General features: G+C 45.8%; 20 protein-coding genes. All 20 read left to right on the forward strand.

Annotated elements, in window-relative coordinates; all coding sequences use genetic code 11:
* The first annotated feature begins 134 nt into the window (after positions 1-134).
* On the forward strand, positions 135-1,844 hold the full coding sequence (locus tag MKY63_RS17725) for a peptide ABC transporter substrate-binding protein (protein WP_036683694.1): 1,710 nt from the start codon (positions 135-137) through the stop codon (positions 1,842-1,844).
* Between the two features lie 221 nt (positions 1,845-2,065).
* Entirely contained in the window at positions 2,066-2,998 is a 933-nt protein-coding gene (locus MKY63_RS17730) for an ABC transporter permease (protein WP_036683691.1), read from the forward strand.
* A 3-nt stretch (positions 2,999-3,001) separates the two neighbouring features.
* Positions 3,002-3,937 (forward strand): ABC transporter permease, encoded by a 936-nt coding sequence (locus tag MKY63_RS17735; protein ID WP_036683689.1) that lies wholly within the window; start codon positions 3,002-3,004, stop codon positions 3,935-3,937.
* Between the two features lie 11 nt (positions 3,938-3,948).
* Positions 3,949-4,944: an ABC transporter ATP-binding protein gene (locus MKY63_RS17740; protein ID WP_036683686.1), complete on the forward strand. Its 996-nt coding sequence runs from the start codon at positions 3,949-3,951 to the stop codon at positions 4,942-4,944.
* On the forward strand, positions 4,941-5,861 hold the full coding sequence (locus MKY63_RS17745; RefSeq protein WP_036683682.1) for an ATP-binding cassette domain-containing protein: 921 nt from the start codon (positions 4,941-4,943) through the stop codon (positions 5,859-5,861). The genes MKY63_RS17740 and MKY63_RS17745 overlap by 4 nt, the downstream gene beginning before the upstream one ends.
* 230 nt (positions 5,862-6,091) lie before the next feature.
* On the forward strand, positions 6,092-7,723 hold the full coding sequence (gene bshC / locus MKY63_RS17750) for a bacillithiol biosynthesis cysteine-adding enzyme BshC (RefSeq protein ID WP_036683679.1): 1,632 nt from the start codon (positions 6,092-6,094) through the stop codon (positions 7,721-7,723).
* Positions 7,724-7,887: 164 nt separating this feature from the next.
* The gene (locus tag MKY63_RS17755; protein WP_179087734.1) at positions 7,888-9,159 is read left to right on the forward strand and encodes an adenosylhomocysteinase; all 1,272 of its coding nucleotides are present in this window, start codon (positions 7,888-7,890) and stop codon (positions 9,157-9,159) included.
* Positions 9,160-9,422: 263 nt separating this feature from the next.
* Positions 9,423-9,860 (forward strand): division/cell wall cluster transcriptional repressor MraZ, encoded by a 438-nt coding sequence (gene mraZ, locus MKY63_RS17760; protein ID WP_036683674.1) that lies wholly within the window; start codon positions 9,423-9,425, stop codon positions 9,858-9,860.
* A gap of 36 nt (positions 9,861-9,896) precedes the next feature.
* A complete protein-coding gene (gene rsmH, locus MKY63_RS17765) occupies positions 9,897-10,850 on the forward strand; it encodes a 16S rRNA (cytosine(1402)-N(4))-methyltransferase RsmH (protein ID WP_036683671.1) in 954 nt (317 codons plus the stop codon).
* 23 nt (positions 10,851-10,873) lie between these two features.
* Positions 10,874-11,266 (forward strand): septum formation initiator family protein, encoded by a 393-nt coding sequence (locus tag MKY63_RS17770; RefSeq protein WP_036683668.1) that lies wholly within the window; start codon positions 10,874-10,876, stop codon positions 11,264-11,266.
* Positions 11,267-11,312: 46 nt separating this feature from the next.
* Positions 11,313-13,547: a penicillin-binding transpeptidase domain-containing protein gene (locus MKY63_RS17775; protein ID WP_339809459.1), complete on the forward strand. Its 2,235-nt coding sequence runs from the start codon at positions 11,313-11,315 to the stop codon at positions 13,545-13,547.
* A 79-nt stretch (positions 13,548-13,626) separates the two neighbouring features.
* On the forward strand, positions 13,627-15,552 hold the full coding sequence (locus tag MKY63_RS17780) for a stage V sporulation protein D (RefSeq protein WP_036683661.1): 1,926 nt from the start codon (positions 13,627-13,629) through the stop codon (positions 15,550-15,552).
* A gap of 55 nt (positions 15,553-15,607) precedes the next feature.
* A complete protein-coding gene (locus MKY63_RS17785) occupies positions 15,608-17,095 on the forward strand; it encodes a UDP-N-acetylmuramoyl-L-alanyl-D-glutamate--2,6-diaminopimelate ligase (protein WP_036683658.1) in 1,488 nt (495 codons plus the stop codon).
* Positions 17,092-18,498: a UDP-N-acetylmuramoyl-tripeptide--D-alanyl-D-alanine ligase gene (murF, locus tag MKY63_RS17790; RefSeq protein ID WP_036683655.1), complete on the forward strand. Its 1,407-nt coding sequence runs from the start codon at positions 17,092-17,094 to the stop codon at positions 18,496-18,498. The genes MKY63_RS17785 and murF overlap by 4 nt, the downstream gene beginning before the upstream one ends.
* 21 nt (positions 18,499-18,519) lie before the next feature.
* Entirely contained in the window at positions 18,520-19,485 is a 966-nt protein-coding gene (mraY, locus tag MKY63_RS17795) for a phospho-N-acetylmuramoyl-pentapeptide-transferase (RefSeq protein ID WP_036683653.1), read from the forward strand.
* 3 nt (positions 19,486-19,488) lie between these two features.
* Positions 19,489-20,910, forward strand: coding sequence for a UDP-N-acetylmuramoyl-L-alanine--D-glutamate ligase (murD, locus tag MKY63_RS17800; protein ID WP_036683650.1), 1,422 nt, complete (start codon positions 19,489-19,491; stop codon positions 20,908-20,910).
* Positions 20,911-20,959: 49 nt separating this feature from the next.
* A complete protein-coding gene (gene spoVE, locus MKY63_RS17805) occupies positions 20,960-22,057 on the forward strand; it encodes a stage V sporulation protein E (protein ID WP_036683647.1) in 1,098 nt (365 codons plus the stop codon).
* Between the two features lie 5 nt (positions 22,058-22,062).
* Positions 22,063-23,175, forward strand: a complete 1,113-nt coding sequence (gene murG / locus MKY63_RS17810; protein WP_036683645.1) for an undecaprenyldiphospho-muramoylpentapeptide beta-N-acetylglucosaminyltransferase — start codon at positions 22,063-22,065, stop codon at positions 23,173-23,175.
* Between the two features lie 206 nt (positions 23,176-23,381).
* Positions 23,382-24,665 (forward strand): UDP-N-acetylglucosamine 1-carboxyvinyltransferase, encoded by a 1,284-nt coding sequence (gene murA, locus MKY63_RS17815; protein WP_036683642.1) that lies wholly within the window; start codon positions 23,382-23,384, stop codon positions 24,663-24,665.
* A gap of 64 nt (positions 24,666-24,729) precedes the next feature.
* Positions 24,730-25,485, forward strand: a complete 756-nt coding sequence (locus MKY63_RS17820; RefSeq protein WP_036683639.1) for an FtsQ-type POTRA domain-containing protein — start codon at positions 24,730-24,732, stop codon at positions 25,483-25,485.
* Positions 25,486-25,704: the final 219 nt, after the last annotated feature.

Raw genomic sequence — 25,704 nt, forward strand, 5'->3', positions numbered from 1 at the left:
TGAAGCGTCAACGTCACAAAAGTTTAAAGTTTTAAAAAAAAAATATTTTCTGAAAACATTGCACTAGATTTTTTTGACCACTGGTTGTATAATCATAAACCATATACCACATTCTATTTAGGGGGAACTGCTAGATGAAGAAGAGTAAAAGTCTATTGCTAATGATTGCATTAGTACTTGTTATCGGCACAGTGCTTGCTGGCTGCGGCGGAAACAATGCAAACAGCGGCAATAAAGGTAACAATGCTAACACTGGTAACACGGCAACTGGTAATGCAGCTACAGAAGAAAAATTGGCTGCTGACCAAACATTGAGAATTAACCTTAGTTCTGAGCCTCCAACATTTGACCCAGGATTGGCGCAAGATAGCCAAGCTAACACTGTCCTGAAAACAATGTACGAAGGTTTGACTCGCATGAATGATGAAACAGGTCAAGCTGAACCAGGTGTTGCTGAAAGCTGGGAAGTTTCCGCTGACGGTCTGGTATATACTTTCAAACTCCGTGATTCACAATGGAGTAACGGCGATCCTGTAACAACAGAAGATTTCGTTCGCGCTTGGAAACGCGTGCTCGATCCTGCTGCTGCATCTGCTGCGCCTTACGCTTATCAATTGTACTACATCAAAAATGCTGAAAAGTACTACAACAAGGAAATTACTGATTTCAGTCAAGTAGGTGTCAAAGCGATTGATGAGAAAACTCTTGAAGTTACTCTTGAATCCTCCACTCCTTACTTCCTTGGATTGCTTTCCTTCTACACTTATTACCCTGTACACAAATCCATTGAGAGTAATCCTAAATGGGCAACAAGCAAAGATTCTATGATCGTTAACGGTGCTTTCACTCTTACTGAGTGGACTACTGGTCAAACTCTTGTTGTAACTAAAAACGATAAATACTGGGATAAAGATTCCATTAAACTTAGCGCTATCGATTTCTCCCTTGTAAACAGCGGTGCAACTGAACTGCTCAGCTACAAGAACGGTGAATATGATCGTGCGGGCGGACCAACTGGTGAAATTCCATCAGAACAAATTCCAATCGTACAAAAAGAACTTCCTAACGAATTCAGCCGTAAAGGTATTGCTTCCGTATACTACTACGAATTCAATATCACTGAAAAACCATTCACAAACGCTAAAATCCGTAAAGCTCTTGCAATGGCGCTTAACCGCCAAGCTTTGATTGACAATGTAGTTCAAGGTGGACAATTCCCAGCATTCGGTTTTGTACCTCCAGGTATCGCTGGTGCTGATGGTGAATACCGTACAGCAGTTAAAGATAGCTACTTCACTGAAGATCTAGAACAAGCTAAAACATTGCTTGCTGAAGGTCTGAAAGAAGAAGGTATGGATAAACTGCCTACATTCTCCCTGACTTACAACACAAGTGAAGGTCACAAGAAAATCGCTTTGGCGATTGCTGATATGTGGAAAAACAATCTTGGTATCGACGTACAAACCGTTAACCAAGAGTGGGCTGTATTTATTGAAAACCGTCAAAACCTGAACTACCAAGTTGCTCGTGCTGGTTGGACTGCGGATTACAATGATCCAATGACTTTCCTTGATATGTGGGTAACAGGTGGCGGTAACAATGATACTGGTTACGCTAACCCTGAGTATGACAAATTGATCAGCGAAGCTAAAACAAGCACTGACTTGGCAGTACGTCAAGAAAAGTTTGCTGCAGCTGAAAAATTGCTCATCGAGCAAGATATGGTTCTGATTCCTTTGTACTACTACACTAACAACTCCCTGACTAAAGAGTACCTTAAAGGTGTTACTCTTGACTTTAGTGGTGCAATTGACTTGACTCGCGGATACTTGCTTGAGCACTAAGATATTGCTTTAGTAATTACAACAGAATAGTTAGTTGACTGAAGTTGCAGAATACTTCGGGATATATATGTGGAATTCCATATATATCCCTTTTTTTTGTACTCCTGTCTATTTGTTAATTAATGTTATTAATAACATATATAGAAAATAGACAAAAATCCGTTTTTTTCATAAAATCATTATTATGTGTATCAAAAATTGTCGGAGGAGGTGTGATGGGGATGGTTCGTTATGTCGCAAATAAGTTTTTCTATATGTTGGTTTCTCTATTTGTATTGATTTCAGCTACCTTTTTCTTGATGAAAGCTATTCCGGGGGATCCGTTTACTTCTGAAAAGAAGGTACCGCCAGAAATTAAAGCACGTCTGATGGAACAATATGGTCTGGACAAGCCGCTCTCTCATCAGTATTTTAAGTATTTAGGTGATATTATCCAAGGTGACCTAGGTGTCTCAATGAAACGCCTAAATCAAGATGTATCACATTTGATCAGTCAAACCTTTTCAGCGTCGCTGAAGCTGGGACTCGTCGCAATCGTTGTGGCGGTTATTGTCGGAGTATTTCTCGGCATGTTGGCGGCACTCTATCACAGAAAGTTTATTGACAGCGCAGCTATGGTGCTGGCAGTTCTGGGGATTGCGGTTCCGAGCTTTGTAGTCGCGTCATTACTGCAGTACGTATTTGCTTTCAAACTGGGTTGGGTACCGGTTTCAGGTTTTAAAGGGCCAATCTATTATTTCTTACCCGTGGCCGCGCTCTCGGCACAGCCGATCGCCTTTATCGCCCGCTTGACCCGTTCAAGCATGCTTGAAGTTTTGAATGCGGATTATATCAAAACGGCTAAAGCAAAGGGATTGAGCTGGATGGCTATTCTGAGCCGTCATGTACTTCGTAACGGAATTCTACCTGTTGTTACTTATATGGGTCCAATGACAGCTAACATCGTAACTGGTTCGGTTGTTATCGAGCAGATCTTTGGTGTTGGGGGTATTGGTAAACAGTTCGTGGAAGCGATTGGTGTCCGTGACTATACCGTTATTATGGGGATAACCATTTTCTATGGTGTATTACTCATGGTTGCCCGCTTTATTACTGATATTGCTTATGTATTGATTGACCCACGTATGAAATTAAGTGGAGGAAAGGAGGGCTAAAGAGTGGCTACTGAAAATAACTTGCTAAATCTAAAACCGGAAGATTTTCAAAAAGTCGGTGTGGATGAAAAAGAAGCCGAAGTTATCCAGCGTGAGAGTCTCTCTGCTTGGAAAGACTCTTGGCAACGGTTGCGTCAAAATAAAATGGCGATGACTGCGCTCGGTATCCTGGGTTTGATTGTACTTGCAGCGATTTTTGCACCTTTTATCTCGAAATATAACTATTATTCTAATGATTTGATGAGCACCAACAAGCCCCCTTCCTCCGATCACTGGTTTGGAACGGATGATCTTGGTCGTGATATCTTTGTTCGTACTTGGTACGGTGCACGGATCTCCTTGATCGTTGGTCTTGCTGCGGCAGCCATCGACTTGTTCATCGGTGTTATCTACGGAGGCATTATGGGCTTCTTCGGCGGCCGTGTAGATAATATTATGAATAAATTCTCTGAAATTTTGTATTCTATTCCATATTTGCTGGTTGTAATCTTGCTCTTGGTCGTTCTTGAGCCAAGTCTTGGAACAATCATCCTAGCTCTAACCATTACAGGCTGGATTACGATGTCGTGGATTGTGCGTGGAGAAATTATGCAGCTCAAGAATCGCGAATTCGTATTGGCGTCCCGTTCCATGGGTGCTGGTTCTGCGAGACTGTTGTTCAAGCACCTTCTGCCGAACGCGGTTGGTCCGATTATCGTAACCATTACACTGTCTGTACCAAATGCTATCTTTGCTGAGGCCTTCCTAAGCTTCTTGGGTCTTGGTGTACAAGCTCCTGTTGCTTCACTTGGATCGATGATCAATGACTCACTCACCGGCTGGCTGTACTATCCATGGCGCTTCTTGTTCCCTGCGATCCTAATCAGCTTAACAATGCTTTCTTTCAACATTTTCGGTGATGGTCTTCGTGACGCGCTTGATCCTAAGCTGAAGAAATAGGAGGAATATGGATGGAACCTATTTTACAAGTCAAAGATTTGCATATTTCCTTTTTTGTTAAGGGCGGAGAAGTACAAGCTGTCCGTGGTATGAATTTTGAAATTGGCAAAGGCGAAACGGTTGCCATCGTCGGCGAGTCCGGCAGCGGTAAGAGTGTAACTGCTCAATCGATTATGCGTTTGATCCCTTCTCCACCTTCTAAAGTGAAAAAGGGAGAAATTATTTTTCAAGGACAGAATCTGCTAGACAAAAGCATGAAAGAAATGGAATCTATTCGCGGTAAAGATATTGGCATGATTTTTCAAGACCCGATGACTTCTCTGAACCCAACCATCAAAGTGGGCAAACAGATCACTGAAGTTTTGATTAAACATCAGAAAATGTCAGCGGCCGAAGCGAAAAAGCAAGGTATGGAGATGTTGAAATTAGTAGGCATCAAAAATGCGGAGGCTCGCTTTAACCAATATCCCCACGAATTCTCAGGCGGTATGCGCCAGCGTGTAATGATCGCAATCGCGTTAGCTTGCCGTCCGGCTTTGCTGATAGCGGATGAGCCTACAACGGCTCTAGATGTAACCATTCAGGCGCAGATCATGGAAGTTATGAGAGAGATGCAGCAAAAACTAGGTACCTCCATTATTCTGATTACACATGATCTCGGCGTAGTTGCTGGCATGTGTGATCGGGTGATTGTAATGTATGCAGGTGAGGTTGTGGAGACCGGAACAAGATGGGAAATCTTTAAAAATCCACAACATCCATACACCAAAGGTCTGCTGCGCTCAATGCCGCGTCTGGACCAAAAGAAAGGCGAGCCGCTTATTCCGATCATCGGCACACCGCCAGATCTGATCAAGCCGCCGATCGGCTGTCCGTTCACTGCTCGTTGCAATGAAGCGATGCATGTGTGCGAACAAATCGATCCCGGCGCCACAGAATTCAGCGAAACGCATATGGCGCGTTGCTGGAATCTGCATTCGATGGCCAAGGAGGTGCAGTACTCTTGAGTAAGAACCTAATAGAGGTAGAAGGTCTTAAGAAATATTTTAATGTAGGTAAAGGTAAGGTTCTTAAGGCTGTTGATAATATTAACTTCACGATCCGTGAGGGCGAGACACTTGGGATGGTAGGTGAGTCCGGTTGTGGTAAGACTACTGCTGGACGTACGATTCTTCGCTTGTATGAGCCAACTGCTGGAAGTGTGAAATATAATGGTACAGACATTTATAAATTACCTGGAAATCAAATGAAGGCTATGCGCCGTGACATGCAAATGATTTTCCAAGATCCGTACGCATCGCTTAACCCGCGGTTTACGGTTTCTGATATCATCGGCGAGGCACTGGACATTCACGGAATGGCTGGCAGCCGTGCAGAACGTAAGAAACGGATTGAAGAACTGCTGGATATGGTTGGTCTTAATCATGACCATGCAACCCGTTATCCGCATGAATTCTCCGGTGGACAACGTCAACGTATCGGGATTGCCCGTTCGTTAGCGGTTAATCCTAAGTTCATCGTTTGTGATGAGCCGATTTCCGCACTTGACGTATCCATTCAAGCTCAGGTCGTTAACTTGCTTAAAGAATTGCAAGATCGTCTGGGATTGACTTATCTTTTCATCGCGCATGATCTGTCCATGGTTAAACATATCAGTGATCGCGTAGCAGTTATGTACTTGGGTAAAATGGTTGAGTTGGCGGAAAGTGAAGAGCTATATGCAAATCCTATCCACCCTTATACTAAATCCCTATTGTCGGCTATTCCAGTTCCGGACCCGGAAATTGAAGTCAACAAAAAACGTATTCACTTGCATGATGAGCTTGGCAGCCCTATTTATTCTGCTAACGATAAGACCAATGACAGTGACTTTGAATTAGTAGAAGTATCTAAAGGCCACTTTGTCAGCAAAAAATTCGCATAATTTATACTTAGGTTTTCAAAGGCGGGAGCATTATGCTCTCGCCTCTTGTATGTATTTAGGATATTATTTAATGATTTTATAGTATAATTGAACAGTTGGCTGTACCTGTGTTGCTGATATCAAGACATGTTTTGCTTTGACGCGGCTCCTGACTTTGGATACAATCATAGAGAGTTTTTACGAACTTGGATTTACATATAACTGCTTAGTAGAACTGGAGGCACTAGCGAATGAATATTGTAACGGAACCGCTCAAGGGTGGATCTGCACTCTCGCGCGACTATATAGATCATTTTGAAAAGGTTAGTCATTTGTACGGTGGGGATTTCCGCAATAAAGAAAGTAGAAGTAGACGGGCCGATTGGCTAGATAGCAGAGAAAGCCTTCGTGCCGACCGGACTCAGATTGCTGGGTGTCTACGACAATATAATGAAAAGCATAATTCGCATGATGCGGTGATGGCTTCGCTGGCGCTCTTAGAGCAGCCGGGGACATTAGTGGTGACAGGTGGGCAGCAAAGCGGACTATTTACTGGACCCCTGTTAGTGGTATATAAAGCTGCAACTACCATTATGGCGGCAAAAGAAGCAGCTGAACAACTCGGCCGACCTGTAGTTCCTTTATTCTGGATTGCAGGTGAAGATCATGACTGGGATGAAGTGAATCATACGTATGTACTGAATCGTACGCAGGAGATTACTAAGATTAAGATAGAAAAGTCAGAAGAGAAACGCTCCTCAGTAAGTGATATTCGTGTAGAAGAGGAAAGCTGGCAGCAGGTAGTAGAACAGTTAGACGGTCTGCTTCAGGAAAGCGACTTTAAGCCGCAGATCATGGAATTCATTCGCACTTCTTCTTTTAGAGCTGATAGTATGACGGATGCATTTGCCAAGCTGATGGGTTCATTATTTGGTAAATTTGGTCTGATTCTGCTTGATTCTGCTGATCCCAACTTACGTAAGTTAGAACAGCCATTTTTCACTTCGCTAATTATGCAGAATGATGCACTGGAAACAGCGTATATGAATTCTGCTTCTGATATTGTGGGCGCTGGATATGAGCTTCAGGCTGATGTTACAGCTGGCAATGCCAACCTCTTTTATATTCATGAAGGTACACGGCTTCTGCTTCACAAGAAGGACGGAATCTTTACGGATCGCAAGGGTCAGGTATCCTTTACCCGTGATGAATTACTTGAGGAGGTGCAGGCACATCCGGAACGCTTTAGCAACAATGTGCTGACACGTCCACTTATGCAGGATTATGTGCTGCCTGTTCTGGCAACGGTGCTGGGTCAAGGTGAGATTGCTTACTGGGCCATTCCGCGCCGTGCGTTTGAGACCATTGGGGGAGAAATGCCGTTAATTATCCCTAGAATGTCTTTTACTGTCGTAGAAGGTACGCTGCACAAGCATATGGACAAATATCAACTTAGCTTTGAGGATGTAAGACAAGGACTGGATCATAAAAGACATGAATGGCTGGCCGCACAGGATGAGCTCGGGATTGAACGCCGTTTTGAAGAAACCAAAACCTCATTTGCCGCCATGTACGAACCGCTGATTGAGCAGCTTGGAACGGTTCAGGCCGGTCTGCTTAAGCTGGGGAATAACAATAAAGAGAAGATTCTAGATCAGATTACTTTTTTACAGGCGAAAGCCCAAGATGCAATGGCAAAACAGAACGAAGCTGCAATCCGGCAATGGGAGCGAATCGAGCTGTCATTAATGCCACTGGGTAAACTGCAGGAAAGAGTGTACAATATCATGTATTACTTGAACCGGTACGGGCTTGCTTGGCTGGATGAGCTAATGACGGTTGAACCGGATTACAGTGGAACACATCGCATCATTTATATGTAATGGAAGTATTGCTTTCCACAAAACAAAGCGTATGCTTACGAAGTGAGTTTTGTACGAAGTAGATCAATGTAGTAACGCTCACAAAACAAAGCGTATGCTTACGAAGCAAGTTTTGTACGAAGTAGATTCAATGTAGTAACGCTCACAAACTTTTAGGAGGTTTCATAATGAGTTCATCTAAACAAAATAGTATCGTGGCTGATATGTCACTCGCACCGGAAGGGCATTTGAAAATCGACTGGGTTCGCCAGCATATGCCGGTACTGAACCGTATTCGTGAGCAGTTTGAAGCAGAACAGCCATTTAAAGGTCTAAAAGTTTCGATTACATTGCATTTGGAAGCTAAAACCGCGTATTTGGCGAAGGTTGTCAAAGCTGGTGGTGCAGATGTAACCATTACAGGTTCGAATCCACTTTCTACACAGGATGATGTATGTGCAGCGCTTGTGGAGGATGGAATCACAGTATTTGCTAAATACAATCCGTCTCCTGAAGAATTTAAAGCCCTTAATATCAAGGCACTGGAGAGCAAACCGGACTTGATTATTGATGACGGTGGGGATTTTGCTACATTGCTGCATTCGGAGCGTTCTGATCTGATGGAGAATATTCGCGGGGGTGCTGAAGAAACAACAACCGGGATTATTCGTCTAAAAGCTCTGCAAAAGCAAGGCGTATTGAAGTTCCCAATGGTCGCGGTTAATGATGCCTACTGCAAATATTTGTTTGATAACCGTTATGGCACTGGCCAATCGGCATGGGATGGAATTATTCGCACAACCAACCTTATCGTAGCGGGTAAAACAGTAGTTGTTGTCGGTTACGGCTGGTGTGGTAAAGGTGTTGCCATGCGCGCCAAAGGGCTTGGAGCAAAAGTGGTTGTCACAGAAGTTGATGCGATTAAAGCCGTTGAAGCACATATGGACGGTTTTGAAGTAATGCCAATGCTGGAAGCAGCTAAGGTTGGTGATTTCTTCGTTACAGTAACTGGTAACCGTTATGTAATTCGCGGTGAACATTATGATGTGATGAAGGATGGAGCGATCATGTGCAACGCGGGCCATTTCGACGTTGAAGTGAATAAGCCTGAGTTGTCGGAAAGATCCGTATCCCAACGTACCGTTCGCAAAAATATCGAAGAGTACCAGCTTCGTGACGGACGTAAATTATATCTGCTTGCCGAAGGCAGACTTGTAAATCTGGGTGCTGCTGATGGTCACCCTGCTGAAATTATGGATACAACCTTTGCGCTCCAGGCGCTGTCGCTGAAATATGTAAATGATAATTATAAGAGCATTGGCGTAAAAGTTGAAAATGTTCCTTATGAGCTGGATGAGCAAGTAGCACGTTATAAGCTGGAAAGTCTGGGCATTAACATCGATAGCCTGACTCCGGCGCAAGTGGATTATTTGGACAGCTGGAATTTGAACGATTAATAACTGAACGCATAACAATAAAGTGTATTAACCAGTGTACCTTGAACTGAAGCAACTTTTTTAACAAAGCCATGCAACGGACAAGATTCCGATTGTATGGCTTTTTTCTGTGGAGAAATGTTTTTCGGGAAACGATCTATCTGATTTAGGAAAAATTTCCTTGGCCAGAAAAAGGTTTTTGATTTTTAATGGCGAATCTATTATGCTTAAGTGGTGAAAAGTGGGGTAAAGTGGGGATTCGGGGATTAGGGGTGGGAAAAAGGATGTTCATGGGAGAGTATCAACACAGCATTGACGACAAAGGCCGAATCATTATTCCGGCTAAACTCCGTGAATTGCTCGGAACCTCCTTCGTGACGACCCGCGGCCTAGACTCCTGCCTGTTTGTTTATCCCATGGAAGAATGGGCAATCATGGAACAAAAGCTTAAAAGCCTTTCGCTGATGAAATCAGATGCCCGCGCATTTAGCCGCTTTTTTTTCTCAGGTGCAACTGAATGTGTTTGGGATAAGCAGGGAAGGGTAAATCTGCCGGCCAATTTACGGCAGTATGCCAAACTGGACAAAGACTGTGTCATTCTGGGCGTTTCGAACCGGGTGGAAATCTGGAACAAAGAGCTTTGGGAACAGTACTTCGAACAGTCCGAGGAATCGTTCAACGAAATCGCTGAGAAATTGGTGGATTTCAATTTTGATCTATAAAACACAATAACGAATACTGTCCTGGAGGGATGCAGCTTGTTTCACCACATCACGGTGCTTAAGGAAGAAGCGACAGAAGGGCTGCACATCAAAAAAGACGGAATCTATGTAGATTGCACTCTCGGTGGGGCGGGACACAGCTCACTTATTGCTTCCAAGCTTAGCGGCGAAGGCCGTTTAATCTGTTTGGATCAAGATGATTGGGCTTTGGAGAACGCCAAAGAAAGATTAGCGGAATACGGAGACAAGGTTGTGACTATTAAGACTAACTTCCGTGATCTGGAGAGTGTACTTAAGGATGTGCCCTTTGTGCCACAAACAGATGGTATTCCCCAAGTAGATGGAGTGCTCTTTGATCTTGGCGTATCCTCTCCCCAGTTTGACGAAGGGGAACGAGGCTTTAGTTACAATCATGATGCTCCGCTGGACATGCGCATGGATCAGTCAGCACTTTTGACGGCTGCTGAAATTGTGAATACATGGTCCGAGCAGGAGATTGCCCGTGTTCTTTTCCAATATGGAGAAGAGAAATTCTCGCGGAGAATCGCTAGAAAAATTGTTGACAGAAGAGAAGAAGCTCCTATTGAGACAACAGGAGAATTAGCAGAACTGATCAAGGAAGGTATCCCGGCAGCTGCTCGAAGAACAGGAGGGCATCCCGCTAAACGTAGCTTTCAAGGATTAAGGATTGCTGTGAATGACGAATTGGGTGCTTTTGAAGAAGGGCTACATAGTGCAGTACGTTGCCTTGCACCAGGAGGCAGAGTATCCGTCATCACCTTTCATTCGCTCGAAGACCGAATTTGCAAGCAAATTTTTAGCAGCTATTTAAGCAGATGTACATGCCCGCCTGACTTTCCGTTTTGCGTATGCGGCGCGAAAGGTACGCTTAAGTTAATCAATCGTAAACCGCTTGTGCCTTCTGAAGAAGAGCTTGAGCTTAATACCCGAGCCCGCTCAGCTAAGCTGCGCATTGCAGAAAAATTGTAATTGACGATAAAGGAGAGTCAGAGATGGCCTATACCCGCGGCAATTTAGCAGTTCAGCCCAAAAGAAAAGAAGAGGTAAACCCCCTTTACCGCGAGAAGACAAAAGTAGTTACCAGACGAAGAGTACTTCCGCTGCAAGAGAAACTTTTGTATATGCTGACGCTAGGAGTATGCGTTCTGGTGGCGATCACCCTGATTTCACGTTACGTCCAAATTTATGATTTGAACTTGCAGGCTCAGAAATTAGATCAGGATATTGCAACAGCTAAGAAGCAGATTTCTACGTATCAGATGGAAAAGCAGAATCTAGAGCAGAAAGTCGCCCAAAAAGCACGGGATCTTGGTTATGTGTCTCCGGATGAGAATGCAACAATCTATATTCCGGCAAGCTCGGCAACGACTCCAGGTGATAATTAGTGAGCGATTGGCAAGATCGCAATAAAAAAAGTTGTGAGGTTCGCTTATGCTGAAAAGAATAAAACTTCGCACGCTGTTTATAGGAGGGTGTATTACCCTCTTTTTTCTTGTTTTGATCGTTAGAGTGTTCTGGATTCAAGTTATGCAAGGTGAGGAATGGCAGGAAAAGGCCGCCACACTTTGGGCGCATACCTCAACTATCAAAGCGGAGCGAGGTACGATTTCTGACCGTAACGGGAGTGTGCTTGCTAGCGATGTCCCTGCTTATACCGTGGTGGTGAATCCTGAAGTGATTCAACAACAAGGCATCGGGGAAGAGGTCATCACAGGATTACACGAATTGCTAGGCAAACCAGAGGATGAGCTGCGTAAGCTGGTTGAAGCCAAGGACGAAAAGACGGGTGCTTACCTCAAGAACCGTGAAATACGTAATGAAGGCTGGAAGATTGATCAGGAGCTTGCCGATAAGGTGAAAGAATTTTATGTAGCCCTAGGTAAAGAACATAAAATTCAAGAGACCGGTATTGGGCTTGTTAGAGAGCAGAAACGATATTATCCAAAAGATGAATTAGCTGCACATATCTTAGGTTATACAGATAGGGACGGCAATGCTATCATGGGACTGGAAAAATACTTTGATACGGAGCTTAAGGGTGCCGATGGCAAGCTGCTTTATCAAAGTGACGGTCAAGGGGTAAAATTGCCGGATTCACAAGATACCTATAAGCCAGTAGTAAATGGAAGTAATTTCAAGCTTACAATCGATAGTACGATCCAGCATTATATAGAAGAGGCCATGCAAAAGGCGTATGCGCAATATAAGCCAAAAAGTATGAGTGTCATTGCTGCTGATCCGAACACGATGGAGATTTTGGGATTAGCCAACATGCCTACCTATAATCCAAATGAATTTTGGAAGACCGGGGCTGAAGGGGCAGGATTCTATAATCATGCTATTAAATCTACTTATGAGCCTGGTTCCACCTTCAAAATTGTAACGCTTGCCGCCGCAGTAGAAGAGAAGCTTTTTGATCCTGTTGCGACATTTTTGTCCGGGTCCATCCGGATAAAGGGATATAGTAAGGCACTGCATGATATTAATCATGCTGGATGGGGGCAAATCAGTTTTCTTGAAGGTGTGAAACGTTCTAGTAACGTTCTATTCGTTAAGCTATATGAAATGCTCGGACAGGACAAGCTATTACAGTATATCAATGATTTTGGCTTCAATGAGAAAACGGGAATCGATCTGCCAGGAGAAGCAAGCGGGGTCGTTAACCCTAATGTTGGACGTCCTATAGAAATTGCGACACTCGCATATGGACACGGAAAAGTGCTAGTAACCCCACTTCAGCAGCTCGTTGCCGTATCTGCTATCGCTAATGGGGGGAAGTTGATGACTCCGTATGTAGTTAAGGAGGTCACAAACCCTAACACTGGTGAGACAAAGGTTACTGAGCCTAGTGTAGTGCGTCAGGTGATTGATGAGGAAAGCGCCAAGAAAACGGGTGAATATTTGGAGCAGGTTGTTGCTGACCAAGTAAAAGGAACAGGCCGCAACGCTTATATTGACGGCTATCGCGTGGCAGGAAAGACAGGAACGGCTATCAAGGTTGAAGGTAAGGATTATGTGAAATCCAAAGTACTTGTCTCCTTTATTGGTTATGCTCCTGTTGATGATCCAAAGATCGCTGTTATTGTCATTATTGATGAACCGAACGTTGAGGTTGGCGGCGGTAAGGCAGCTGCTCCAGTATTTAAAGAGATTGTATCCCAGTCTCTGCAATACATGGGAGTACCTAAGCTGGCGTCTGAGGCTAGTGATAGCAGCAGCAAAAAGCCGGCTAAGACTGAAACAGTCGCACTTCGGACTACACCAGATCTAACAGACAAGACGATGAAGGAAGCAAGAGAAGCACTTTTGGATCAAGGCTTCGATTATGTAGTGGTCGGAGAAGGATCTGCTGTAGAGAGTCAATATCCTGAGGCAGGTACGAAGCTTGCTACAGGGCAACGGATCTATTTATTAAGTCCGCAGGGGGCTCAGCCTACCATTCCAGATTTAAAAGGGGAATCCCTGCGTGATGCACTTGAAATTCTAACTCTACTAAAAGTAGAGATTGCGGTAGACGGAGAAGGTTACGTCTCAGAACAGATTGTAGGAACGCAAAATGGCAAGACCTTGGTCACTTTGAAAATGAAGCCATTAAATGATTATGGCGAAGATATTCCCGTGGCCCCGCCTGCTGATGAGGGGACAGATCCCGAGAGCGGAACATAGCTTGTTCTAACCCCTGTTTGTCCCGAATAGTCATGAAGATAAGAGCTCATGTCTATTGTTGAAAGTGGGGGAGAACGGAATGAAGGTTTCCAAAGTCGTAACACGGCGGAGAATGCTGTGGACATTGCTGGGACTGGCAGTGTTATTCGGTTCGCTGGTCGTGCGTCTTGCGTATGTGCAATTATCTCAAGGCGAGGAATTGACTGCGAAGGTAGAAGATTCCTTGCGCCGCAATATTCCTTTTACCGCTAAACGTGGTGAAATTATGGATCGTGAAGGTGTGCCGCTCGTTTCTAATATCACCACACCTACAGTGTATGCAGTACCGGTGCAGGTAAAAGAGAAGCAAAAGACAGCACAGCAATTAGCTCCACTGCTTGGGATGACTGAGGAGAAGCTGATGACATTGCTGTCCAAAAAAGAAATGTCGGTGAAACTTCAGCCCGGCGGCCGCAAAATTACGATGGATCTTGCCGCGAGCATCCGTGATTTGCAGCTGCCGGGCATCGTTGTCGCTGAGGATAGCAAAAGATATTACCCTTACGGCGATTTAGCCGCGCATATTTTAGGCTTTACAGGTATAGATAACCAGGGTATTACAGGAGTAGAGAGTATATATGACAATCTGCTCAAAGGCATAGCCGGCAATATTTCTTATTTGTCTGATGCAGGCGGAAGACTTATGCCTGGCTCATCTGAGAAATATTCTGCCCCTCAAGACGGACTTAATCTGGAGCTGACGATTGATAAACAGATCCAGTCCATTATGGAACGTGAGCTGGATCAGGCTATGGTAAAATATCAGGCGCAGGGTGCTTGGGCTATAGCTATGAATCCGAAGAATGGTGAGATACTAGCCATGGCTAGCAGACCGGGGTATGAACCAGCATCATACAAGGAATATGATGCGCAGATTTACAACCGGAATCTGCCTATCTGGATGACCTATGAACCTGGTTCAACGTTCAAAATCATTACTCTGGCTGCTGCGCTGCAGGAAGGTAAAGTAGATCTTCAGAACGATCATTTCTATGATCCGGGTTTTATCGAGGTAGCGGGCGCAAAGCTGCGCTGCTGGAAAAAGGGCGGCCACGGTAGTCAAACCTTTTTACAGGTAGTTGAGAACTCCTGTAACCCTGGGTTTGTCGCCTTAGGGCAACGGCTGGGAAAAGAATCACTTTTCAAATATATTCGTGATTTTGGTTTTGGCAGCAAAACGGGAATTGATCTGAATGGGGAAGCTAATGGCATTCTGTTCAAGCTCAGTCAAGTAGGTCCGGTAGAGCTTTCGACTACAGCCTTCGGCCAAGGGGTTTCGGTTACGCCTATTCAGCAGATTGCTGCGGTATCCGCGGCTATCAACGGCGGTAATCTCTATAAACCGCATGTAACAAAAGCATGGGTTAACCCGGTTACTGGAGAGACTGTATCAGAGGTGAAGCCAGAGCTTGTGCGGCAGGTCATTTCGGAGGAAACATCCAAGAAGGTGCGGGCAGCACTTGAGAGCGTGGTTGCCAAAGGCACAGGACGGCCGGCTTTTATTGACGGCTATCGTGTAGGTGGCAAGACGGGTACTGCACAGAAGGTTGTAAATGGACGTTATTCTCCAACAGAGCACATTGTTTCTTTTATTGGCTTTGCGCCAGCGGATGATCCTCAGATCGTTGTGTACACTGCCGTGGATAATCCGAAAGGGATTCAATTTGGGGGTGTGGTTGCAGCTCCAATCGTGCAAAATATTTTGGAAGACTCACTGCACTATATGAAGGTTCCGGAGCGCAGTGATCAGCTTCCCAAAACTTATAAGTATGGCGAAACTCCGATAGTGACCGTACCTGATCTTACCGGAGCAACGGTGCAGGATATCTATGAGGATTTAAATATGAATTTTAATCTTGCACGTTCAGGCACAGGAAATACGGTCATCAATCAAGCTCCTAAGGCTGGGGCCAGAGTAGAACAGGGCTCAACCATCAGGATTTATATGGGAGCATCTAGTGAATAATGATTAAGGTATAAGGTTTCAGCTCGTATCCGAAAATGTAGAGTGAGGGATTACTATGAAAGTTAACGAATTATCTGCTTGTCTTGCTACTTCGCAACTATACGGGGATGGAGATGTGGAGATTACTGATCTTCAGACGGATTCCCGCCGTGTAGGCCCGGGAGATCTATTCATCTGTTTGCCTGGCCACACCGTGGACGGGCACAAATATGCGCCGCAAGCAGTAGCCTCCGGAGCGGCGGCTATTGTATGTGAGCACAAGCTGGAGCTTGATATCCCGCAGATTGTTGTGGATGACTGCCGGTTTGCGATGTCTGTCATGTCGAATGCTTTCTTTGGCTCACCTAGCAGCCGGATGAGAATGATCGGGGTGACGGGCACAAACGGCAAAACAACAACGACTTATCTCATTGAGCGGATTATGCAGGATCAGAATATGAAGACAGGTCTGATTGGAACGATTCAAATGCGCTATGACGGCAAAAGCTACCCTATGTCAGGCACAACTCCGGAGTCGCTAGATCTGCAGCGGTCCCTTCATGATATGGCTTCCAAAGGTGTGGAGTGTTGCGTAATGGAAGTATCCTCTCACGCACTTCAGCAAGGACGTGTGAAGGGTGCGGACTTCCGTACGGCAATTTTTACGAACTTAACCCAAGATCATCTGGATTATCATCATACAATGGAGGAGTATCGGGCGGTTAAAGGGCTCTTTTTCTCCAGATTAGGAAATGTGATCTCTCCGTGGAAGGAAGAACGCAAATATGCGGTGTTGAACGCGGATGATGAAGCAAGTCACTATTTTGCAGCCCAAACTGCGGCGGAAGTGATTACATATGGCATTGATAACAACGCTAATGTCCGAGCTTCGCAAATATCGATCACTGCAAAAGGAACTTTTTTCCATGTGGATACGTTTAAGGGGAAGACGGACATTTCGCTCCGTATGGTTGGAAAGTTCAATGTCTACAATGCACTCGCGGCGATTACAGCTGCTTTATTGGAAGATGTCTCTCTGGCTGATATCAAGACTAGTCTTGAGGCAATCGATGGTGTAGCTGGACGGGTGGAGTCAGTGGATGAAGGTCAGGAATTTGCTGTTATCGTTGACTACGCACATACACCAGACGGGCTAGAGAATGTATTAAAGACGGTCTGCGAATTTGCTACCGGCAAAGTGCTTACAGTGTTTGGCTGTGGCGGAGACAGAGACCGGACGAAACGTCCATTAATGGGGAAGATCGCTGCACGATATAGCGACATGGTATTCGTAACTTCTGACAACCCTCGGACGGAGGACCCTCAACTAATCTTGAAGGATATAGAAGCAGGACTAGTAGAGGATGGAGTCACCTCTGACCGGTATCATATGATTGTTGATCGCCGAGAAGCTATCGGGAAGGCTATTGAAATGGCAAGCCCTGGCGATGTAGTATTGATTGCGGGGAAAGGTCATGAGACCTATCAACTGATTGGCGGAGTGGTTCATGATTTCGATGACCGCATCGTCGCTAAAGAAGTTATAAGGGGCCGAAACTATTGATTACAAGAACGCTTGAAAATATTGCTGCCATGTGCGCAGGGGAACCTGCTGCTGTCGAAGCTATGAATACAACCCTTACGGGAGTCGTTACCGACTCCCGTAAGATCACACCCGGCTGCCTGTTTGTGCCTCTATCTGGAGACAAATTCGATGGTCACCACTATGCTGCCGCAGCACTGGCTGCTGGTGCTGGCGCAACCTTGTGGCAACGCGATAAAGGACCGGTACCTGAAGGTGGCGGAGTTATTATTGTTGAAGATACGCTGGAGGCTCTCCAGAAGTTGTCCGCTGCTTATCTGAAGGAAGTGGCTCCGCAGGTTGTCGCTGTTACGGGCAGCAACGGGAAAACAACAACAAAAGATATCATTATGTCTCTGCTTGAAGTGCAGTTCAAAGTGCACAAGACAGCGGGGAATTTCAATAATCATATCGGTCTTCCGCTTACTATTTTATCCATGGCTGAGGATACAGAGATCGCTGTACTTGAAATGGGGATGAGCTCGCGGGGAGAAATTGCTCTGCTGGCTTCTTTGGCTGAACCTGACGTAGCGGTAATTACTAATGTAGGCGAGTCGCATTTACTGCAGCTGGGGTCACGTAAAGAAATAGCCCGCGCCAAGCTGGAGATTGCTGAGGGGCTGAAGCCGGGGGGACTGCTGATTTATAACGGTGACGAACCGCTGCTGACTGAGGTAATGCAAGAGTCCACTTTTAAGGCTCCAGAAGGGATGAGAACCTTCCGATTTGGTCTAAATGAGGATAATGATGATTATCCAACAGGGATGATGTCCCATACTGGTGGCATGACGTTTACGTCAAGCCGTCATAAGGAACATGCTTTTACATTACCGCTGCCAGGTCAGCATAACGTTGTTAACGCTCTGGCTGCACTAGCGGTTGCTCGTCATTTTGGGGTTACGGAGCAGAATATGAAGGACGGTCTGAGCAAGCTCAAGTTGACGGGCATGCGGATTGAAGTGATTCGGACTTCCTCCGGACTTACGCTTTTAAACGATGCTTATAATGCCAGCCCTACTTCTATGAAGGCGGCTATAGATGTCCTGCAATCTATGAAATGCAGTGGCAATAAAATCGCTGTGCTCGGGGACATGCTGGAACTTGGGCCGGAGGAAGTAGAATTTCATCAAGAAATAGGCTACTACCTTGACCCTTCCTTAACTGATTTTGTATGTACTTACGGACCATTGTCCGTTCATATTGCCAAAGCAGCAGAAGAGAAATTCGGCAAAGAGCGCGTAAAAGCTTTTACAGATAAAGCGGAACTAACCGCTGTCCTTCTAGAGAAATGCAGCGCTAAGGATATTGTTCTATTTAAAGGATCAAGAGGGATGAAGCTTGAGGAAGTGCTTCAGAGCCTAAATAAAGATATTCAACAGACCTAAATCATTGGAGGGGGTGTACCCATGGATTATCAACTATTGTTATTGACTATTGCTGTTTCCTTTATCCTTGCGGTCATTGCCGCTCCGCTCTTCATTCCGCTTCTGCGCAGGATGAAATTCGGACAGCAGGTGCGAGATGACGGACCGCAAACCCATTTGAAGAAAGCGGGAACGCCGACTATGGGCGGTATCGTGATTATCGTAGCTTTTACCTTGTCTTATCTGAAATTTTCTGTGGTGAATACAGATTTTTATGTACTGCTTGTAGCTACGCTTGGTTTTGGATTGATCGGATTTTTGGATGACTATATCAAAATTGTGTTTAAGCGTTCCTTAGGGCTCACAGCACGTCAAAAGTTATTTGGACAGCTGCTGGTTGGTGCTTTGATGTGCGGTCTTTTGATCTATGCCGGACACAGTACAAGTATCAGCGTACCAGGTACGGATTTCAGCTTTGATTGGGGTGGCTGGTTCTATTATCCATTCATCATTATTATGATGATGGCAGTGACGAATGCCGTTAACTTTACAGATGGAGTCGATGGGCTGTTGTCTGGTGTCAGTGCCATTGCTTTGGCCGCATACGCGGTGGTGGCAATGCAGGCTACGTCTATTGCGGCAGGTGTATGTGCTGCGGCAATGATTGGGGCTGTACTTGGCTTTCTTGTGTTTAATGCCCACCCTGCTAAAGTATTTATGGGGGATACGGGTTCGTTTGGTATTGGTGGTGCGATAGGTGCAATTGCTATTGTCACGAAGAGTGAACTGCTGTTTCTCATCATTGGCGGTGTTTTTGTAATTGAAATGTTATCCGTTGTGATTCAAGTGGTTTCATTTAAAACCCGTGGCAAACGTGTATTCAGAATGAGCCCGATTCACCATCATTTTGAGCTTGGTGGCTGGTCGGAGTGGCGTGTGGTAATTTCGTTCTGGGCGGTTAGTTTGGTGTTGGCTGCTGTGGGACTATTTATTAGCAAGGGGTTGTAGAGAATGAAACATCCAGATATGTATCGTGGTGAAGAAGTTGTGGTTCTTGGGCTTGCTAAAAGCGGTGTCCAGGTGGCTAAAGTGCTGCATGAACGCGGCGCTATAGTTACGGTTAACGACAAAAAGGAAAGAGATCAAAGTCCCGAAGCTTCCGAATTGGAATCTTTGGGAATTTGTGTTATATGCGGCGGGCATCCGGAAGGACTTATTCATGAAGGTGTAAGTCTGGTAATCAAAAATCCAGGCATTCCTTATTCTGCGCCCCCTGTACAAAAGGCAATTGAGCTTGGAATTGAAGTGGTCACAGAGGTAGAGGTGGCTTATCGACTTTGTGCAGCGCCGATGATCGGCATCACAGGCTCCAATGGCAAGACGACAACGACGACCTGGGTAGGCCATATGCTGGAAGCTGCGGGAATGAACCCTATAGTTGCGGGCAACATTGGTACGCCTCTTTGTCAGGCTGCACAAGAGGCTACAGAGGATAACTGGATGGTGGTCGAGCTTAGCAGCTTTCAACTCAAAGGTACGGAGACCTTCCGGCCAAAGATAGGCTGTCTGCTGAATATTGCAGAGACTCATCTGGATTATCATGGAAGCATGAAAGATTATGTGGATTCCAAAACCAAGCTGTTCGCTAATCAATTAGCTACGGATACAGCAGTGCTGAACTGGGATGATCCTGTCTGCCGGGAACTTGTGCCCTATGTGAAGGCTTCGATTCTTCCATTCTCCTTGTTTGAGGAGCTGCCTCATGGAGTATTTGTTAGCCCGTCCTATATTACGGGGCAAGATGATGAGCTGAAGCGCCACATTATCTATCGCGAATCTGCGGACAAGGAAACGATAATCGCGGATGTGGATTCCATCGCTCTTCCGGGTCGCTTTAATGTGGGGAATGCGCTGGCTGCCTGTGGAATTGCTATTGCCGCTGGAGCTGACCCCTCTCTATTAAGCGAAGTGCTTTCTTCTTTTCGTGGTGTGGAGCACCGCCTGGAGTATGTAGCTGATAAGGCTGGAGCCGCTTATTACAACAATTCCAAAGCAACGAACTCCAAAGCGACAATTACGGCTTTGACATCTTTTCAGCGTCCGGTGGTATTGATCGCTGGCGGATTAGACCGTGGCTCCGATTATATGGAGCTGCTGCCTGTCCTGAGCGGACGCGTCAAAGCTTTGGTGGCGTTAGGACAAACCAAGGACAAGCTAATAAATGTAGCACAGCTGGCAGGATTAAAGCAGATTATCTCCGTCGATAATGGGGAGAGCGCCGCCGCCGTGCTGCAAGCAGCTGTGCGGGAAGCTTCCGCTCTGGCGGAAGAAGGAGATATCGTTCTCCTGTCTCCTGCATGTGCTAGTTGGGATATGTTTACATCCTATGAAGAGCGCGGGTGTATTTTTAAAGAGGCGGTGCATAACCTTTAAGTAGGGGGGTGGATAAGCCCCTACTACGGATGCAAGAGGTGTGCTCCTGATGAACAAAACTCGTCATGCTCCCGATATTTGGTTGCTGATTCCCATTCTTTCTTTGCTGGTAATCGGCATGGTGATGGTATACAGCGCCGGATCTGTCTTGGGCTTCCGCAATTATGGAGATTCGTTTTACTTTGTAAAGAGGCAGCTTTTGTTTGCAGGACTGGGACTTGTTGCAATGTTTGTTACAGCGAATACAGACTACAAAGTGTTAAAAAAGCTGGCTAAGCCGGCACTGATTGTCTGCTTTATCCTGCTCGTTATGGTGCTTATTCCCGGCATTGGTGTAGTTCGCGGGGGAGCGCGCAGCTGGCTCGGAATCAGCTCCTTCGGGATTCAGCCCTCCGAGTTCATGAAGATGGGGATGATTCTATTTCTGGCGAATTGGCTGGGAAAAGAAGAGTATGATATCACCTCCTTCACTCGTGGCTTACTTCCACCGTTAGCGCTTATCGGATCAGCCTTTGCACTGATTATGCTCCAGCCGGATCTGGGTACAGGTACCGTTATGTTTGGCGCAGCCTTGATGATGGTCTTTACAGCTGGGGCAAGAATGAAACATCTACTCTCACTAGGAGTAGCTGGCGTGGCTGGGTTTGTTGCTTTGGTTGCCGCAGCACCTTACCGGTTGCAGCGGATAACCGCTTTTCTTGATCCTTGGTCCGATCCCCTCGGTGCAGGCTACCAGATTATTCAGTCGCTCTACGCGATTGGCCCTGGAGGGCTTGGGGGTCTCGGACTTGGAATGAGCCGGCAGAAGTACAGTTATGTACCTGAGCCGCAGACCGATTTTATTTTTTCTATATTGGCCGAGGAACTGGGGTTTATCGGTGGTTTGGCTGTGTTGATCCTGTTTCTTATTCTAATCTGGCGCGGAATGAAGGTGGCGATGAGTCTGCCTGACCGTTTTGGAAGCTATTTGGCCGTTGGCATCGTCTGTATGGTGGCTGTGCAAGTCATTATTAATATTGGTGTGGTCATCGGTCTAATGCCTGTAACAGGCATCACACTTCCTCTGATTAGCTATGGAGGTTCTTCGCTTACACTGATGTTAACCTCCCTGGGCATTCTATTGAACTTATCCCGTTATGCGAGGTGAAAGACATGCGTATCGTATTAAGCGGCGGAGGCACGGGTGGTCATATCTATCCCGCAGTCGCTGTTGCTAGACAACTGGAAGCAGAAGATAGTGAATCTACCTTCCTGTATATTGGTGGAACGCGTGGCTTAGAGAGCAAGCTTGTTCCCCAAGAGAATATCCCTTTCAAATCTATCGACATCACTGGCTTTCGGCGCAAGCTGTCCATGGACAACGTCAAGACGGTGATGCGTTTTTTAAAGGGCGTTAAGGCTTCCAAAGAAATGTTAAGAGAGTTTAAGCCTGATGTTGTAATTGGTACAGGCGGTTATGTATGTGGTCCAGTCGTTTACGCTGCATCCCGGCTGGGTATCCCAACTTTGATCCATGAACAAAATGCTATCCCTGGTTTAACAAATCGTTTTCTAAGTCGTTACGCGAGTACAGTGGCCGTAAGCTTTGAAGGGACAGAATCTGCTTTTCCGGGGAGCAAGCACGTAATCTACACAGGTAATCCTCGGGCAACGACGGTTACTACGGCTAGTCCACAACGGGGGTTTGCCTCGCTGGGCATTCCGGATAACAGCACGGTTGTTTTGGTTGTTGGCGGCAGTCAAGGGGCTAAGGCTATTAATAAAGCCATGATTGAAATGGCCCCATTTGTGGGTAAGGGTAATGGTGTTCATTATGTTTACGTTACAGGTGAGCCTTATTTTGAGGATACCCGTGCTGAATTGCGTCAGAAGCTGGGTAGCACACCGAACTGGCTGCATGTCCTACCTTATGTTCACAATATGCCGGAGGTCTTGGCTTGTACCTCCTTAATCGTAAATCGGGCGGGGGCATCCTTTCTCGCTGAGATTACAGCGCTGGGTATTCCTTCTGTACTTATCCCTTCTCCTAATGTGACGAACAATCACCAAGAGGCGAATGCAAGACAGCTGGAACGCGAAGGGGCCGCTGTGGTGCTGCTTGAGAAGGATTTGAATGGTAAGGCGCTTTATGAAGCTGTGCAAGCAATCATTGGAACTGAAGCTGTACGCCAAAAAATGTCCGAGGCTTCCAAACGACTGGGCAAAAGGGATTCTGCTGCCATTGTCACTAACGAACTCCGAAGACTAGCCGGTAAACAGTCTTAAGCCATTTACCTTTGAGAGGTATTTTCCTTATTGGCAGCTCTCTGTCACACACTTGGAGGAACGAACATAGGATAATCCTATAATCGTGACAATCACCCAGAACACTTCCTAACCTGAAAGGTAGTGCAGGATAATCTTGTACATTTCATATGACCTTGTATCGGAAGTGTTTGTGGTGGGTGAGCGGTAATCTCGGAGGTGATACATTGGACAAATTGGTGATTGAGGGTGGAAGTCCCCTGTCAGGCACCATTCGTATCCATGGAGCAAAAAATGCGGCGCTGCCGATTCTAGCGGCAAGCCTGCTGGCCGAAGGAGTTCACTCACTGCATAATGTGCCGAAGCTGCTGGACATCGAGACTATGCTAGACATCTTGGATCGGCTGGGCTGCAGGTGCGTGCATCAAGAGGATACGGTGACGATAGATACGTCAGCCGTGGGGACATCTCATGTACCTGAGGATTTGATGCGGCAGATGAGATCTTCCATTTTTTTAATGGGACCGCTGTTATCCAGATTTGGTGAGGTAACGATCTATCAGCCTGGTGGCTGTGCGATCGGGGAGCGTAAAATCGATCTTCATTTGCAGGGTCTTAAAGCACTGGGGGCGGAGATCGAGGAAAGCAACGGACGAATATCCTGTCGGGGCTCAAAGCTTGTAGGGAGTGATATTCATCTCGACTATCCAAGTGTTGGAGCCACGGAGAATATTATGATGGCTGCCGCCAAGGCAGAGGGGACAACGACGATATCGGGAGCAGCAAGAGAGCCGGAAATACAGGATCTACAGCAATTTTTGAATAGTATGGGTGCTCAGATTATCGGTGCAGGCACGGATACCATTACGATCCAGGGTGTCAAAAACTTATATCCCTGTACGTACGAGGTAATCCCAGACCGGATAGTGGCTGGAACTGTAATGATTGCTGCGGCAGCTACACGTGGGAATGTGACCTTGACACATACGAACGCCGGGCATCTGACTTCGCTTATTCATGTGCTTAAGCGGGCTGGTGTTCAAATCACAGTATGCAATGATATAATTAATGTCAGCTGCATGGGACGTCCGCGTGCGGTTGAGAGAATCGTAACCTCTCCTTATCCTTCTTTCCCGACGGATCTGCAATCTCAGGTCATGGTGCTGCTGTCGCTCGCCGATGGTTTTAGTGTGATCAAGGAAACGGTGTTTGAGGGACGGTTCAAACATGTGGAAGAAATGGCCCGGATGGGTGCTGACATCTCTATCGATTTGAATCGTGCGTTTATTCGCGGCGTTCAGAGATTGTATGGTGCTACTGTGGAAGCTACTGATTTGAGGGCGGGTGCAGCTCTGGTCATTGCCGGGCTTGCTGCACAAGGGACTACGGTCGTTGAGCAAGCGCATCACATTGACCGTGGTTATGATGGAATAGAGAAGCTGTTTCAGAAGCTTGGCGCGCGTATAAGCCGTAAGGTGCCTGTAACGGATCCACTTGATTTGGCCAATTAAAGCTCCCTGTCTCCTTCCAGATCTCTCAGAGAAGGAGACAGGGCCTTATTACGGAGATATGAGAATGACTACAACCCGATTACCTCTTCTTAAAGAGGACAAGCCTAAGAAAAAAATGAGCCGTAAGATTACGGCGATCCTGCTGCTGCTGTTCACTGCGCTTCTTGCTGTGATTTTTTTCAGATCGTCTATTAGCCATATTACAGTGATAGATTTTCAAGGTAGCAAGTATTCTACTAGTGAAGAGTTACTCTCACAAAGTGGAATTAAAATAGGTGGGCAATTCTTTGCTGTATCAACTAAAGCTGTGGAAGAATCTCTGCTGAAGCTTAAGACGATTAAAGACGTCAGCGTGCAGAAGAATTTCCCCGGGGTGATCACAGTAAAGATTGAGGAATTCCCTGCGGTAGCTTATGAACTGGAACAGGGAGGCCTCTTAAAGGCGATTCTGTCCAGTGGAGCTGCAGTGCCTGTTAATGAGACTGGAATTGCTGTTGAGAAACCTATATTAACGAACTGGGACCCGGAAGATCCGAATAAGGCTAAGCTTTGTCAAGCATTAGCAAGCATTCCTAATGAATTGACAAGTGATATCTCTGAGATTGTTCCCTCGCCAACCTTGTCTTTTCCAGACCGGATCAAGCTCTATACTAGATCCCGTTTTGAGGTGATTACAGCCATCTCTTTGCTAAAGAGCAAGGTGTCCTATTTGAATCAGATTATAGAGACTGAACAGCCTGGACTCATTAAAATGCTAGAAGCCGATTCATATGTTCCTTTTCAGGTGGAAAGCGATGAAGAAGATGTTGCGCAAGATTAGTGTGGAGGTAAATAGTCCCTACTAATAGAGTTAAAAAAATGCTACAATCGGAGTTACGGGCAAGAAGCTATATCCCTCTTTTTTCTTCGATTTTTTTGAGATATAGTACTATATTTGGTTGAAATGACCAATTAGGCCGATATTTCTTGTGATAATTGCTATTTTTACAATAACATATGAGTAACTATTCACATTTGGGGATGTTGGAATATTATTCCG

The organism is Paenibacillus sp. FSL R7-0189, assembly GCF_037969925.1.
Classification (GTDB): domain Bacteria; phylum Bacillota; class Bacilli; order Paenibacillales; family Paenibacillaceae; genus Paenibacillus_AQ; species Paenibacillus_AQ odorifer.

Excerpts from the sequence above, each read along its gene's own strand:
- MKY63_RS17730 (WP_036683691.1), top strand. The coding sequence starts at position 2,066 with ATGGTTCGTTATGTCGCAAATAAGTTTTTCTATATGTTGGTTTCTCTA.
- bshC (WP_036683679.1), top strand. The coding sequence starts at position 6,092 with ATGAATATTGTAACGGAACCGCTCAAGGGTGGATCTGCACTCTCGCGC.
- MKY63_RS17740 (WP_036683686.1), top strand. The coding sequence starts at position 3,949 with ATGGAACCTATTTTACAAGTCAAAGATTTGCATATTTCCTTTTTTGTT.
- mraY (WP_036683653.1), top strand. The coding sequence starts at position 18,520 with ATGGATTATCAACTATTGTTATTGACTATTGCTGTTTCCTTTATCCTT.
- mraZ (WP_036683674.1), top strand. The coding sequence starts at position 9,423 with ATGTTCATGGGAGAGTATCAACACAGCATTGACGACAAAGGCCGAATC.
- MKY63_RS17780 (WP_036683661.1), top strand. The coding sequence starts at position 13,627 with ATGAAGGTTTCCAAAGTCGTAACACGGCGGAGAATGCTGTGGACATTG.
- spoVE (WP_036683647.1), top strand. The coding sequence starts at position 20,960 with ATGAACAAAACTCGTCATGCTCCCGATATTTGGTTGCTGATTCCCATT.
- MKY63_RS17770 (WP_036683668.1), top strand. The coding sequence starts at position 10,874 with ATGGCCTATACCCGCGGCAATTTAGCAGTTCAGCCCAAAAGAAAAGAA.
- murD (WP_036683650.1), top strand. The coding sequence starts at position 19,489 with ATGAAACATCCAGATATGTATCGTGGTGAAGAAGTTGTGGTTCTTGGG.
- MKY63_RS17725 (WP_036683694.1), top strand. The coding sequence starts at position 135 with ATGAAGAAGAGTAAAAGTCTATTGCTAATGATTGCATTAGTACTTGTT.
- MKY63_RS17820 (WP_036683639.1), top strand. The coding sequence starts at position 24,730 with ATGACTACAACCCGATTACCTCTTCTTAAAGAGGACAAGCCTAAGAAA.
- MKY63_RS17785 (WP_036683658.1), top strand. The coding sequence starts at position 15,608 with ATGAAAGTTAACGAATTATCTGCTTGTCTTGCTACTTCGCAACTATAC.
- murG (WP_036683645.1), top strand. The coding sequence starts at position 22,063 with ATGCGTATCGTATTAAGCGGCGGAGGCACGGGTGGTCATATCTATCCC.
- MKY63_RS17775 (WP_339809459.1), top strand. The coding sequence starts at position 11,313 with ATGCTGAAAAGAATAAAACTTCGCACGCTGTTTATAGGAGGGTGTATT.